This is a genomic window from uncultured Catenibacterium sp. (assembly GCF_900540665.1).
GTDB lineage: Bacteria > Bacillota_I > Bacilli_A > Erysipelotrichales > Coprobacillaceae > Catenibacterium.
Genome location: NZ_UQGV01000002.1, coordinates 66,425 through 79,315, shown reverse-complemented (window position 1 = coordinate 79,315; position 12,891 = coordinate 66,425). Strand labels below are relative to the sequence as shown.

At 33.0% G+C, this 12,891-nt stretch carries 16 protein-coding genes; 12 read left to right on the top strand and 4 right to left on the bottom strand.

Annotated features, from left to right (window positions below; all coding sequences use genetic code 11):
- The 3 genes from QZQ55_RS00910 to QZQ55_RS00900 form a co-directional block, all read right to left on the bottom strand.
- A partial coding sequence (locus QZQ55_RS00910) for a hypothetical protein (RefSeq protein ID WP_295088734.1) occupies window positions 1-343 on the bottom strand: 343 nt, incomplete at its 3' end.
- On the bottom strand, window positions 336-1,031 hold the full coding sequence (locus QZQ55_RS00905) for a response regulator transcription factor (RefSeq protein ID WP_295088733.1): 696 nt from the start codon (window positions 1,029-1,031) through the stop codon (window positions 336-338). The genes QZQ55_RS00905 and QZQ55_RS00910, both read right to left, overlap by 8 nt.
- 2 nt (window positions 1,032-1,033) lie before the next feature.
- Window positions 1,034-1,705 (bottom strand): PIG-L family deacetylase, encoded by a 672-nt coding sequence (locus QZQ55_RS00900; protein WP_295088731.1) that lies wholly within the window; start codon window positions 1,703-1,705, stop codon window positions 1,034-1,036.
- Between the two features lie 161 nt (window positions 1,706-1,866).
- Here QZQ55_RS00900 and QZQ55_RS00895 point away from each other — a divergent pair, with 161 nt between their 5' ends.
- Complete coding sequence (locus QZQ55_RS00895) at window positions 1,867-4,182, top strand: YfhO family protein (protein WP_295088728.1); 2,316 nt, start codon at window positions 1,867-1,869, stop codon at window positions 4,180-4,182.
- A gap of 3 nt (window positions 4,183-4,185) precedes the next feature.
- Window positions 4,186-4,371 carry a PspC domain-containing protein gene (locus QZQ55_RS00890; protein ID WP_022425271.1) on the top strand — a complete coding sequence of 62 codons (186 nt, stop codon included), beginning with the start codon at window positions 4,186-4,188 and terminating at the stop codon, window positions 4,369-4,371.
- 32 nt (window positions 4,372-4,403) lie between these two features.
- Here QZQ55_RS00890 and QZQ55_RS00885 read toward each other — a convergent pair whose 3' ends face one another.
- Window positions 4,404-4,604, bottom strand: coding sequence for a hypothetical protein (locus tag QZQ55_RS00885; RefSeq protein WP_295088725.1), 201 nt, complete (start codon window positions 4,602-4,604; stop codon window positions 4,404-4,406).
- A 176-nt stretch (window positions 4,605-4,780) separates the two neighbouring features.
- On the opposite strand from QZQ55_RS00885, the gene QZQ55_RS00880 reads away from it, so the two are divergent.
- The 10 genes from QZQ55_RS00880 (at window position 4,781) to QZQ55_RS00835 (ending at window position 12,889) form a co-directional block, all read left to right on the top strand.
- Entirely contained in the window at window positions 4,781-5,731 is a 951-nt protein-coding gene (locus tag QZQ55_RS00880) for a sugar ABC transporter substrate-binding protein (protein ID WP_295088722.1), read from the top strand.
- Window positions 5,731-7,035, top strand: a complete 1,305-nt coding sequence (locus tag QZQ55_RS00875) for a sensor histidine kinase (protein WP_295088719.1) — start codon at window positions 5,731-5,733, stop codon at window positions 7,033-7,035. The genes QZQ55_RS00880 and QZQ55_RS00875 overlap by 1 nt, the downstream gene beginning before the upstream one ends.
- Window positions 7,028-7,702: a response regulator transcription factor gene (locus QZQ55_RS00870; RefSeq protein ID WP_270467680.1), complete on the top strand. Its 675-nt coding sequence runs from the start codon at window positions 7,028-7,030 to the stop codon at window positions 7,700-7,702. The genes QZQ55_RS00875 and QZQ55_RS00870 overlap by 8 nt, the downstream gene beginning before the upstream one ends.
- Window positions 7,695-8,963 (top strand): ABC transporter substrate-binding protein, encoded by a 1,269-nt coding sequence (locus tag QZQ55_RS00865; RefSeq protein ID WP_295088716.1) that lies wholly within the window; start codon window positions 7,695-7,697, stop codon window positions 8,961-8,963. The genes QZQ55_RS00870 and QZQ55_RS00865 overlap by 8 nt, the downstream gene beginning before the upstream one ends.
- 123 nt (window positions 8,964-9,086) lie before the next feature.
- Window positions 9,087-9,515 carry a PTS sugar transporter subunit IIA gene (locus tag QZQ55_RS00860; RefSeq protein ID WP_295088713.1) on the top strand — a complete coding sequence of 143 codons (429 nt, stop codon included), beginning with the start codon at window positions 9,087-9,089 and terminating at the stop codon, window positions 9,513-9,515.
- A gap of 14 nt (window positions 9,516-9,529) precedes the next feature.
- The gene (locus QZQ55_RS00855; RefSeq protein ID WP_295088710.1) at window positions 9,530-10,021 is read left to right on the top strand and encodes a PTS sugar transporter subunit IIB; all 492 of its coding nucleotides are present in this window, start codon (window positions 9,530-9,532) and stop codon (window positions 10,019-10,021) included.
- Window positions 10,022-10,051: 30 nt separating this feature from the next.
- Window positions 10,052-10,900 (top strand): PTS sugar transporter subunit IIC, encoded by an 849-nt coding sequence (locus QZQ55_RS00850; RefSeq protein WP_295088707.1) that lies wholly within the window; start codon window positions 10,052-10,054, stop codon window positions 10,898-10,900.
- Between the two features lies 1 nt (window position 10,901).
- Window positions 10,902-11,738 (top strand): PTS system mannose/fructose/sorbose family transporter subunit IID, encoded by an 837-nt coding sequence (locus QZQ55_RS00845; protein ID WP_295088705.1) that lies wholly within the window; start codon window positions 10,902-10,904, stop codon window positions 11,736-11,738.
- Window positions 11,739-11,757: 19 nt separating this feature from the next.
- Window positions 11,758-12,021, top strand: a complete 264-nt coding sequence (locus tag QZQ55_RS00840) for a hypothetical protein (RefSeq protein ID WP_295088702.1) — start codon at window positions 11,758-11,760, stop codon at window positions 12,019-12,021.
- 76 nt (window positions 12,022-12,097) lie between these two features.
- Window positions 12,098-12,889 (top strand): Cof-type HAD-IIB family hydrolase, encoded by a 792-nt coding sequence (locus QZQ55_RS00835; RefSeq protein ID WP_295088699.1) that lies wholly within the window; start codon window positions 12,098-12,100, stop codon window positions 12,887-12,889.
- Window positions 12,890-12,891 lie beyond the last annotated feature (2 nt).

Here is a 12,891-nt window from a genome sequence, read left to right as displayed (position 1 = left end):
GTGGTGTAATCACACTCACAGGCTGAGTAAGGAAATCTGCATAATTAGCTGCAACATAATATTCATTCTTGTTGTCATAAATATAAACAGACAAGTAAGGATCATAGGTCTTGATCAATTTCTTTACTTGTTTCTTATCTGTTAAATTGACATCTTTCGCTTTTTCTTTAAACTCTTTAAAGAACTTATTTCTCTTATCCTTAATACCAGCAACTTCATCTATAAAACTATAATAGTGGGGAATCTGTTCTCTAAAACAGCTATATACTAATACTGCAGAAATACTAGAGGCAATCAATATTATAATAATCTTAGATGCAAGACTTATATATCTTTTACTCACAATAGTATCCTTTACCCCAGATTGTTTTGATATGTTCAGGATTTGTAGGATCCTTTTCAATCTTCTGTCTTAAATGTCTAATATGCACCATGATTGTATTGTTTGCCCCATAATAATATTCTTCATGCCAGATAGCTTCAAATAGCTGACTAGGAGAAATAACCTGCTGTTTATTAATTAATAGATATTCTAGAATATTATATTCTAAATCTGTTAAGTTGAGTTTCTCTCCATCTAAGGATGCTGTACGTTTCGCACTATTGACTTCTATATTACCTGTCTTATATATAATTTGTTTTTCTTGTGTAGTACCTTTACCCTGATAGACATGATAACGTCTTAGTAGTGCTTTCACACGTCCATTTAATTCATTATAAGAAAATGGTTTAGTTAAGTAATCATCACCACCACTAGAAAAACCTAATGTCTTATCACTATCCTGCCCCTTTGCGGTTAAAAAGAGAATAGGGGCATTTGTTTTCTCTCTTAATAGAACACAAGCCTGATATCCATTCATCTCTGGCATCATCACATCAAGAATAATGAGATCTGTATTATCATCCACTAATTCTAGTGCTTCTTTTCCATTACTTGCTTCTATCACTTCATACCCTTCACTTGATAATAATACATGGATGACTTCACGTATATCCTTATCATCATCCACAACCATGATCTTTTCGTTCATAACTATCTCCAATTCTTTGCCTTCACCCAATTTTCATGAGGTAACATATGACCAAGATGATCCATAACCTTAGATTGAGAACTATACATTCCTGTTAGTTTCATTTTTTTCTTTAAATCACTTTGACTTATAGAATTGAGATTATTAGGCATATTCTTTTTTCTATAGTATTTACCGAAATAGACAAGCTGGTTCATATCCACACGACTATCTTTTCTTACTATATAAGATGTCATCTGATGGTGAATATGACCATATTCTCCATCTGGATTATGTGTGACTACAGTTTTCCATTTCTTCTTACTTAATATATAGTGTACATCATTTTTGATATATTTTCTTGCTTTATCCCAATTATCTCTCTGTCCATTTGTCTTATCTGGATAATTAAACATAATACCTGTACTACCTGTTGCCTTCATTACATTCATGAACTCTTTTTTTCTTGTCTTATTATTACCATTTGTTAAGCAGACAACAAGATAATGTTTCTTTAAAAGATGACTGCCTCCCCAGATTGTTTCATCATCTGGATGAGATACAAACATCACAGAATCTATATTTTTTAGATTTAATCCATCAATCATCTTCTTATGCTTAATCGTATGATTAGAACCAAATAATGAACTAATCATCAACAAAGAACTGATTGTCAACATTTTTAAATTATTCATATTCATCACCCATTTTTACAATATCATCTATTTATTTAAAAAACCTTAAAAGAATTCTTAAGATTTCTTAAATATAAAATTCACAAAAATTAAGCGTTTTTAAGAAAATATTAAGTCTAAAATTAAGAATTATTTCTTACAATAGTGTTGAGGTGAAAATCATGACACGAAAAGACAAACGCACCATTTGTCTACTTGGTCTACTATCTATCGCATTAGTCTTTATACTTACATCCAATGTCTTTGGTAATACAATTGACTGGTATAGTCAGCATGTTGCCATTGCGGATGCATTAAGACATGCCATAAGAAGTGAAGGAACACTATTTCCTACTTATATGAAGCAGTTAATGGGTGGAGGAAATATATACCACTTCTCTTATTATGGATACTTAAGACCAGATATTCTTATAGGTGCATTACTTATACATGTAAATATGCAGACAATCATTATTGCGTATAGTGTATTGATGCTGACACTCTCTGTAATATGTTGTTATATCTTTTTAAGACAACATACAGAAAATGAGAACATCTGTATCTTTGTCAGCTTACTTGTATTATTATCAAGCATCTTCTTTCATTCACATAAACAGATTATGTTTGTGAATTATATGCCTTACTTATTGTTAGCTCTAATAAGTATAGAAAAGAAGAACTTTGGGGCTTTTACACTATGTGGCAGTATGATTGTATTACATAGCTATTTCTATTGTATTGGATGCTTTATTGTATGTTTTATTTATTTACTCTATCGTCATCCAGGTGAATGGAAAAAACTCTTTATCTCTTATGTGTTAATTGTCCTATTAACTGCAATACTGACAATCCCTACACTCTATATTATTTTAATGAATGGTAAATCAGGCGCACCAACACAGCTGTCTTCTTTATTCATTCCTTCTCTTAATTTAAAAGGTTTACTTTATAGTAAATATGGATGTGGTCTCACATATATCTCATATATTCTTTTAGTTCTTGCCTTAAGTGATAAACAGTTACAGAAGCTTTCAGCTGTATGCCTTGTATCATTCTACTCTCCACTTGTCTGGTTCATTATGAATGGGTTTTTATATGCAAGAAGTAAGATCATGCTTGTCTTTATTCCACTCGTTGCTTATATCATGTGTATGATGTTAGTGAAGATTAAAGAAGGGGATGTAAAGCTATCTAGATATTCTGTACTATTATTAATGATTCCACTATTCTTTATGGAATATCCATTCTCAGCACTCATAGATTGCTTATTTGCACTTCTTATCTTATTACAGAGAAGAAAGCATATTCTTTATGGATATCTTGTCATTCCATTTCTGGTGGTATCATTTATTAATGGACCCTCTTCTTTCTATAAACCAAAGAAATCAGAAAAGAATGTATCACAATTAGTAAGAAGAAATAAGATGCATACAGTTGCAGATCTTACTACAAGACAGAATGTCAATCAAACACATGGTAATCTATTTAAACGTGTATCAGGCTATACATCTACAAATAATAAACATTACAATGAATTCTTATTTGATACACTTAGAATCCCTATCCCTACAAATAACCGTGTGGCTCAAAATGATACAGACAATATCTTCTACCTTAAGACACTTGGTATTGATACAGTTATTTCTGAAAGAAATGCCCCTTATGGCTATTCTTTAAAGGATCAGGATAAGAATGTAAAGCTTTATCAATCCAATACATCTTTACCTCAAGCTTATGCCACAAGTCAATTAATGAGTGAAAAACACTTTAGTCAGCTCTCTTATCCATATACTCTTGATACACTTGTGAATTGTGCCATTGTGAATAAAGGTGATACACATTATCAAAGTCAATTTATTAAAGAAAATCCAGGATTCAAGAAATCTTACCATATTACTAAAAAACAGAAAAAAGAAATCACATTGAATCGTCAAACAAACAATGAGATTGTTGTATTAGAATGTGATATTGTCAACAACAGACCTGAAAAAGGTGTCTCTATCACAGTCAATGGAATGAAAAATAAGCTGGCAAGTATTACAAATCCTTATTATCATCCTCATACACATTTCACATTTGTCACTACTACAAACCAATTAAATGTTTCTTTATCTAAAGGAAACTATTTGATTAAGAATATCAAGATGTATACACTTCCTGCCTCTGCATTAAATCAAACTGTTGATCCATTAGAAGTTAAGAATACCTCTAACGTATTAGAAGGACATATCAATGTATCTAAAGATGGTTACTTTATTACACGTATCCCTTATGAAAAAGGCTATACAATGTATATTGACAATAAGAAAGTAAATACAGAAAAGGTCAATCAAGCATTCTTAGGATGTCGTATCACAAAAGGTAGTCATCAAATTAGAATTACATTTACTCCTCCAGGATATGCACTTGCATGTATTATAAGTGCAATTGGTGTTATTCTATTTGTATTTTTCTACATATATCAAGAAAAATATGATACTATTTGTGAGGAGGGGTAAAAAATGAACAAAAGACTATATCGCTCAGCACATGATCGTATGCTCGCTGGCGTTTGTGGAGGTATTGCAGAATACTTTCAGATTGATCCTACTCTTGTCAGATTAGGATGGGTCGCTTTTACAGCACTTGGAGGAAGCGGTATTCTTGCCTATATTATTCTTGCGGTTATTGTCCCAAGTGAATACTAAAAAGAAGGTTCTCGCGAACCTTCTTTTTTTGGCTAGATAGTTACTAATTTCTGTGCAATCTTTTCTGTTTCATCAAAGATGTAACGCATTAAACCTCTGTCTTTCTTATAAGACTTCTTTAAGTTCACATAGAGTTCTAATGCATCTTCATCTTTCATTTTAGGAAGATTACTTTTCAAAATTAAGAAGCATTCTTCTTCATAGGGATCACTTAAAATTCTCATATCTAACATAGAAATCATCTCCTTGGTCAATCATAAAAAACAATGAGATTATCCTTGCCTATATATATTATAGTCCTTTTTATATAATTTGTAACATATAATATCACGGAAGTATTTATTTTTCTTTTTTCTTTGTACAAGGCATATATAATCTATGTTAAAATGTACACAAGTAGGTGAGAGTAATGGATGAAAGAAGTAAAAGGACACTTAATATTATTATAGGATTAGTGATTGCTGTATTGTTAGGGACAATTTATAGCAGTTATTTAATGCCGCAGAAGACACATCTTGTCTTTGGAGCAACTTATATGACTATGAACAATCCGTTCTATGAAGTAATCAATAATGAATTAAAAAAAGAAATAGAAAAAGAAGGGGACGAACTTATTGTACGCAATCCAGAATTAGATATAGATAAGCAGAATGAACAGATAGAAGAGTTTATTTCAAAGAAGGTAGATGGAATCTTTGTGAACCCTATTGATTCAAGTAAATTGACTTCTTTAGAGTCTGCCAGAGAGGCAGGAATACCTATTATTGCGATTGATGCCTCTGTAGAAAATAAAGATTTGATTGATTGTGTTATCGAATCAGATAACTATGATGCAGGTGTCTTATGTGCTCAGAATATGATGAAAAGGATGCAGTCAGCCAACATTGTCTTATTAAAACATTCTACTGTAGAATCAGCGTCATCAAGAATACAGGGGTTTGTAGATACAATTAAGAATTTTTCCCAATATAAAATTATAGACTCTGCAGAATGTGAAGGGCAGCTAGAGCGTGCTATGCCTTTAATGGAGTCTATGTTAAAGAAAAATAGTAATATAGATGTAGTCATGGCCTTAAATGATCCTTCAGCATTAGGTGCTCTTGCAGCTATTGAGTCAATGAAGCGTACAAATATCCTAGTATATGGAGTAGATGGTACACCGGATTTAAAATCACTTATTAAACAAAGTCCTCTTATTGCAGGTACAGCAGCACAATTTCCTCTTAAATTTGGAAAACTTGCTGCAAAGAATATGTATTATATTATTCAAGGGAAAGAAGTGTCTAGAACTATAGAAGTTCCCGTATCACTTATTACGAAAGATAATATCGATTCCTATAATTTAAAGGGGTGGCAGTAATGTTGACTCATTTTGATTTAAGAAGAATTCGTGCAATGATGATGTTATGGAATTTCTTCATGATTGTCATCTATGCAGTCATATTTATGTTTAGTACCAACTATATTATTATAAATAATCTTTCTAGAGACTTTTTAAGTTCTTTGAATTATATTCCTACAAGTCCAGAAATCATCTTTTTTAAAACATTGATTCTCTATACTATTGTGCTTATTCTCATGAATTTCTTTGATCATCGTATAAAGGAATATCCATTTGAGAATCTTCTCTTTCTTTCTATAGAAACAGTTATTGGATTTATGATTATGAAGTCACTTTATTTTATCTATAATGGGATTATTTATTTAATATTCTGTGATGCATTATTCAGATTTAAAGAGAATAAATATGTCAAGTGGCTGACAATTCCGTTAAGTCTTCTTCTTGTGATTACTAACTATAACTTCTTCAGCACATTATTTCCATTAGTAAATGCAGATGCTTATTTAAATGTTTATACAAGTACGACAAGAGGTTTATTACAGGTAGGAATCAATTTCTTAGATATTATTAATCTTCTTTTCTTTATTCTCTTCTTAATAATCTATATTGCGAATGAAGTACAGGAAAATGAACGTATGACTCAGGAATTGATCATGGTTCATCAAGTCAATCATGAACTAGAGAACTATGCAGCGGTCAGTGAAAAGATTGCTGAAGACAAAGAAAGAAAAAGATTAGCACGTGAAATACATGATACACTAGGCCATGCTTTAACAGGTATTGCCGCAGGTGTAGATGCCTGTATTGCGATGATTGATATTAATCCACAGGCAACTAAACAACAATTACAAGTTATAAGTAAAGTTGTTAGACAGGGAATTGTAGATGTACGTAACTCTTTGAATAAATTAAGACCTGGGGCTCTTGAACAGCATGGCTTTAAAGGAGCACTAGAGAATATGATTGAAGAGTTCACAAGTGTCAGTGATTTAACAATCACTTTAGATTATCGTCTAGATAAGGTGGATTTTGAAAATACAAAGGAAGATATATTATTTAGAGTAATTCAGGAAAGTGTCACCAATGCAGTAAGACATGGTGATGCAACTCATATTGATATTTCATTATATATAGAAGCTAATAATTTATATCTTAGAATCCAGGATAATGGACAGGGATGTGAAGAGATTCATTATGGCTTTGGATTGAAACAGATGACAGAACGTTTAGCTATGATTAATGGAAAAGTGGCTTATGATGGACATCATGGATTTTTAACTATTGTCACTATTCCATTGCAGGAGGGTGAACTATATGATTAAGGTAATGATTGCAGATGATCAGGAATTGATTAGAGAATCATTAAAGATAGTATTAAGCACACATGAGGATATAGATGTAGTAGGGACTGCATCCGATGGCTTTGAAGTATTAAAATGTTTAGAGAAGAATGTCGTTGATGTTATTTTAATGGATATTCGTATGCCAGGTATGGATGGAGTTATGGCAACAAAAGAAGTAAAATCTAAGTATCCTGATACAAAAATTATTATATTAACGACTTTTGATGATGATGATTTTGTCTTTAGTGCTTTGCGTTATGGAGCCAGTGGTTATTTATTAAAAGGTGTTTCTATGGATGAACTATATAAAGCGATTGTGACAGTCAATACGGGAGGGGCAATGATTAATCCTGATATTGCGACAAAAGTCTTTAGCATGTTCTCTAAGATGCAGCAGAATAACTATACTATTAAAGTGGATGAAAAGGATGTAGAAACATTAAGTAAGCCAGAATGGAAAGTTATCCAGCATGTAGGATATGGTTTATCTAATAAAGAAATAGCCCAGAAACTCTTCTTATCAGAAGGAACAGTCAGAAACTATTTAAGTTCTATCTTATCTAAACTTAATTTAAGAGACCGTACTCAGCTTGCCATATGGGCAGTAGAGAGTGGGTTATTAACGAAGGCGATTGATGATGAGTAAGTTTAAAATAGTATTAGGTTTAGTTGTTTTCTCACTTTTCTTTATGATTGTGGCAGATTATCCTAATACAATCACTTTGGAATTAGGGGTCTTTTCAGGAAGTAACTGGGGAGTACCAAGTGGGGAAAGCTATAAAATTATTGATGGGGCAATAGAAAGATTTGAAAAGAAATATCCAGGAGTTAAAGTTGAATATGAGAGCGGTATTATGAAGAGTGATTACTCTTCATGGCTTTCTGATAAGATTGTGAAAGGAAAACAGCCAGATGTCTTTATGGTTCTGGATGATGATTTCAATACATTAAGTTCTATCGGGGCACTTGCTAACCTTGATAGTTATATGACTCATGATCAGAAATTCAGTAAAAATGATTATTATTCAAGTGTACTTAAAGCAGGTACTTATTCCAATAATCAATATGCTTTACCTTATGAATGTGATCCTACTCTCATGTTTGTGAATAAAACACTTCTCCAAAAATGTCATATAGATATGCCGGATAATGATTGGACGTTGGATGATTTCTATTCAATCTGTAAGAAAGTAAGCCAGTATTCTCAATGTTATGGCTGTTATGATTATAGCTGGTTTGATTCAGTATATGGATATGGTACGCAGGTATTCAATGAAAAAGGAACAAAATGTTTCATAGATCAAAGTTCTGTAAAAAGTGCTATTGAGTTTTATAGAAAACTCAATAACTTGAATAAAGGCCACTTGGTGACTTCTGAAGAATTCGATAAGGGATTGGTTGCATTTTCTCCACTATCTTTATCAGTTTATCGTACTTATAAGCCTTATCCATGGCGTGTTAAGAAGTATTCTACATTTGAATGGGACTGTCTTAAGATGCCAACAGTAAGCAAAAATAAAGGGAGTGCGCAGGTGTCTACATTATTAATGGGAATGAGTGCAAAATCTTATCATAAATCCCAGGCCTGGTATTTATTAAAAGAACTCTGTCATGATACAACAACACAGCAGTCCTTGACACAGTATTCTCAAGGTATCTCACCTTTAAAGGAAGTTGCACAATCTCAGACTATTATTGATATGCTTGATGAAGAAGGTGGACAGGTCAATATGTCTTTATTAAATCAGGCATTACTAGGTGCACGTAATAGAGAGAAGTTTAAGAAGTATGATTCAGCCATGACTTTAATAGATACCAATATGTCAAAGATCATCTATTCAAGTGATGACTTTGACTTAGCGATTATAGAATTACAAAAACAAGTGAATAAATACCTTAATGAATAGAGTGGCTTAGAGTGGCTTAGCCACTCTTTTTTATATGACAAATGTCATATGAAAGACATGACTTTAGACAGATGGAATGAAAGCGTTTGAATGCTAGAATGTAGTCACAGGAGGAGAAAAGAAATGAAATATGTCGTACTTGTAAGCCATGGTGAGTTTGCAAAGGGATTAGCCAATGCACTTAGCATGTTAGCTGGTGAAAAGAAAGAAGTTATTGCTGTAGGATTAGAAAATGGTAAAACTGCTGATGAATTCGCAGAAGTATTCAAAGAAGCAGTAAGTCCTATTACAGGAGAAGATGAAATCATTCTTCTTGGTGACTTAATTGGTGGATCACCATTAACAACTGCACTTAATGTTATTAATGAAAAAGGGTTCACAAATAATACTGTTGTCTTAGGTGGTATGAACCTTCCACTTGCATTAACAACAGTGTTAATGAAGGACAATCTTGATAAGGAAGTGCTTCCTCAGGCAGTATTAGGAGAAGCACATGAAGCATTAAAAGAATTTAAACTCGCATCTGATGATGACGAAGAAGACGATATCTAAGGAGGAAAACAAAAATGTCAGTTTCATTTATTCGTATTGATGACCGTATGATTCATGGTCAGACTTGTACTCGCTGGGCAAGAGAATATCCATGTGATGGATTAATTGCTGTTAATGATAAAGCAGCAGATAACAGCGTATTAAAGGCTGCTTATAAAGCTGCAAGTGGTAAGAAAACATTCGTATGGACAGTAGATGCTTTTGCTAAAAAGTGTCAGAAGGTATTAGATTCAGATACTCAGTATTTCTTAATCACTAAGAATCCTATTGATATGGCTACTATCTTAGTAGATCAGGGATTTAAGTGTGGTATCGATACAGTTATTGTTGGTCCTTGTAATGACCGTGAAGGCGCTGTAAAGCTTGGTAATAACCAGTCTATTACTCAGGAAGAAGCAGACGCATTCGAAAGAATTTCTAAAGCAGGTTATAAAATCAAATTTGCCTTATTACCAGATGTATCAATTGGTACATGGGATGACTTCAAAGGTAAGTTTGGTTATTAACAAATAAAATATTTAAGGGAGAAAGAAATTATGGAAATTAGTTGGTTTCAAGCTGCCCTACTTGGCCTATTTGCTTGTTTATCAAGTATGCCAGGTTTAGGTGGTACTTCTATTGGTAACTACACATTAGGTAGACCTTTAGTTGGTGGTTTAATTTGTGGTCTTATTTTAGGCGATTTAAAGACAGGTATTCTTGTTGGTATCGCTATGCAGTTAGTTTATATCGCATTAGTTACTCCTGGTGGAACAGTATCTGCAGACGTTCGTGCTGTCAGCTACATTGGTATCCCACTAGCGATGATTGCGATTCATTCTTATGGCTTAGATCCTACTTCAGTTAAAGCTCAGGGTCTTGCTACTTCATTCGGTTCAATGGTTGGTACATTAGGTACAGTATTATTCTATGGAACAGCTACTATCAACTTAGCATGGCAGCATGTAGGCTGGACTGCAGTTGAAAAAGGTGATTTTAAGAAATTATATACAGTTAACTGGGTACTTCCTTGGATCTCACATATCATTTGTTCATTCATTCCAACATTAATCATGTGTAAAATGGGTGCACCAATGGTTGACTTAATCAAGACATACTTACCAATGGATGGTCTTGCTATGAAGACATTATTTACTGTTGGTTCATTATTACCATGTGTCGGAATTGCTATCTTATTAAAACAGATTGTTACTAAAGCAGTAGATTTCATTCCATTCTTCTTTGGTTTCACTTTAGCTGCTTCACTTGGCATTAACTTAGTATCTGCTACATTAATTGCTGCATTATTTGCTTTAATCAATTACAAAATCAAAATGCTTTCTTTATCAAAAACAGCAGTTGTTGCTGCAGATGATTTAGATGATGATGACGAGGAGGATATCTAAAATGGAAAAGAAGATTTCAAAGAAAACTCTATCAAAATCATTCCATCATTGGTATTATGGTAACCTTACATGTTTCTCACAGGAACATATGCAGACTTTTGGTTACTTAACATCAATGTTACCAATTATCGAAGAGTTATATGACAAAAAAGAAGATCAGGAAAAAGCTTTAAAAACATATACAGCTTTCTTTAACACTGAACCTCAGTTAGGTACTGTTATCGTTGGTGTAACTGCTGGTCTTGAAGAAGCACGTGCAAACGGTGCTGAAGACGTAGATGACGAAACAATCAATGGGTTACGTGCTGGTCTTATGGGTCCAATCGCTGGTATTGGTGACTCATTAGTTGTAGGTACTGTAATTCCAATCTTATTAGGTATCGCTTTAGGTATGAGTACTGGAGGTTCTCCTCTTGGTGCTATCTTCTATATCATTGTATGGAACTTATTCGCATACTTCGGAATGAAGTTCTTATACTTCAAAGGTTATGAACTTGGTGGTAAAGCTGTAGACTTCTTAGTAGGCCCTCAGGGTGAAGCACTAAGAGAATCTATCACAATGCTTGGTGCTATCGTTATTGGTGCTGTTGCAGCTACTTGGGTAAGTATCAAAACTTCATTCACAATGACTGCAGCTGGTGCAGCTAAACCTTTCTTAGAATTACAGAAAACATTAGATGGTGTATATCCTGGATTCTTAACTGCCGCATTCGTTATTCTTTGCTGGTATCTATTAGTTAAAAAGAAAATGTCTCCTATTAAAGTTATGCTATTATTAGTAGTTATTGCTTTTGTAGGCGTAATTATTGGATTCTTCAACCCTGGATTACAATACTAATATAAAGGAGTGTTCTATCATGAATAAAGAGCTTAAATCACATTATGTAGATGAAGTAAAATATCAAACTAAGATGCTTAATAATTTAAAGAGATGGCTTAGGTGTTCAATCATTTTTTCCTCATTATTCCTTGCGTTCATTTTATTTGGACCATCTGCTATCATATTAAGAATCATTGGCATTATAGGTATGGTACTTTGTGTGATTGCATCTGTGGTCATTGGGCTTGGAATCAGAAATGGTAGAAACAATGTCAATAAGATATTAGATTTGATTCAATAATCCTATCAACTTATAAATTTAGTTATATGGGCATCACCGATAGTGATGCTCATTTTTTTTGAAAATGGAGGTGGAAATGATGTATCAATGCATATTAAGTGATATTGATGGAACATTACTCACAGATGAACATCATATCAGTCCTAAAACAAGAGACGCTATTCAATCGTTAGATATTCCTTTCTTACCTGTCTCTGCAAGAAGTCCAGAAGGAATATATCCAATACTGAAAGAGAATAATATTATTTGTCCAATGATCTGTTTTAGTGGAGGACTCATCTTGGATGAAAAGGGGAATGTCTTATATGAAAATGGAATGAGCTATAAGCAGACAGAAGAAGTCATTACTTTTATTAAAGAAAAGAAGTTTGACTGTACTATTAATATTTATGCATTACATGATTGGTTAGTAGAGGACAAAGAAGATCCTCGTGTATTAAGAGAAGAACGTATAGTAAAAGCAGAAGCACAGAAAGGGACACTTTCTTCATTAGATTCTTCTAGAAAAATACATAAGCTATTATGTATGTGTAATCCTCTTTGTACAAAAGAGATAGAAAGAAGTTTAAAAGAAAGATTTCCTCATTGTTCTATTGCCTGTTCTTCAGATATCTTAATAGAAATCATGAATGAAGGAGTTACTAAAGCAGATGCCATTAATCATCTATGTGACTATTATTCTATTAATAAACAGGATATTGTCGCTTTTGGTGATAACTATAACGACAAAGAGATGTTAGAGAGTGTAGGAATGGGTATTGCAATGGGTAATGCACCTGATGATATTAAAAATATCGCAAAAGACGTAACAAGTACCAATAATCAAGATGGCATTTTTAAAGCCTTACAAAAATTACATATTATATAGAA

Bases quoted from the DNA above. Each gene is read 5' to 3' on its own strand.
- QZQ55_RS00895 (WP_295088728.1), top strand. From the start codon at position 1,867: ATGACACGAAAAGACAAACGCACCATTTGTCTACTTGGTCTACTATCT.
- QZQ55_RS00860 (WP_295088713.1), top strand. From the start codon at position 9,087: ATGAAATATGTCGTACTTGTAAGCCATGGTGAGTTTGCAAAGGGATTA.
- QZQ55_RS00880 (WP_295088722.1), top strand. From the start codon at position 4,781: ATGGATGAAAGAAGTAAAAGGACACTTAATATTATTATAGGATTAGTG.
- QZQ55_RS00835 (WP_295088699.1), top strand. From the start codon at position 12,098: ATGATGTATCAATGCATATTAAGTGATATTGATGGAACATTACTCACA.
- QZQ55_RS00870 (WP_270467680.1), top strand. From the start codon at position 7,028: ATGATTAAGGTAATGATTGCAGATGATCAGGAATTGATTAGAGAATCA.
- QZQ55_RS00900 (WP_295088731.1), bottom strand. From the start codon at position 1,705: ATGAATAATTTAAAAATGTTGACAATCAGTTCTTTGTTGATGATTAGT.
- QZQ55_RS00850 (WP_295088707.1), top strand. From the start codon at position 10,052: ATGGAAATTAGTTGGTTTCAAGCTGCCCTACTTGGCCTATTTGCTTGT.
- QZQ55_RS00855 (WP_295088710.1), top strand. From the start codon at position 9,530: ATGTCAGTTTCATTTATTCGTATTGATGACCGTATGATTCATGGTCAG.
- QZQ55_RS00890 (WP_022425271.1), top strand. From the start codon at position 4,186: ATGAACAAAAGACTATATCGCTCAGCACATGATCGTATGCTCGCTGGC.
- QZQ55_RS00875 (WP_295088719.1), top strand. From the start codon at position 5,731: ATGTTGACTCATTTTGATTTAAGAAGAATTCGTGCAATGATGATGTTA.
- QZQ55_RS00845 (WP_295088705.1), top strand. From the start codon at position 10,902: ATGGAAAAGAAGATTTCAAAGAAAACTCTATCAAAATCATTCCATCAT.
- QZQ55_RS00865 (WP_295088716.1), top strand. From the start codon at position 7,695: ATGAGTAAGTTTAAAATAGTATTAGGTTTAGTTGTTTTCTCACTTTTC.
- QZQ55_RS00905 (WP_295088733.1), bottom strand. From the start codon at position 1,031: ATGAACGAAAAGATCATGGTTGTGGATGATGATAAGGATATACGTGAA.
- QZQ55_RS00840 (WP_295088702.1), top strand. From the start codon at position 11,758: ATGAATAAAGAGCTTAAATCACATTATGTAGATGAAGTAAAATATCAA.
- QZQ55_RS00885 (WP_295088725.1), bottom strand. From the start codon at position 4,604: ATGTTAGATATGAGAATTTTAAGTGATCCCTATGAAGAAGAATGCTTC.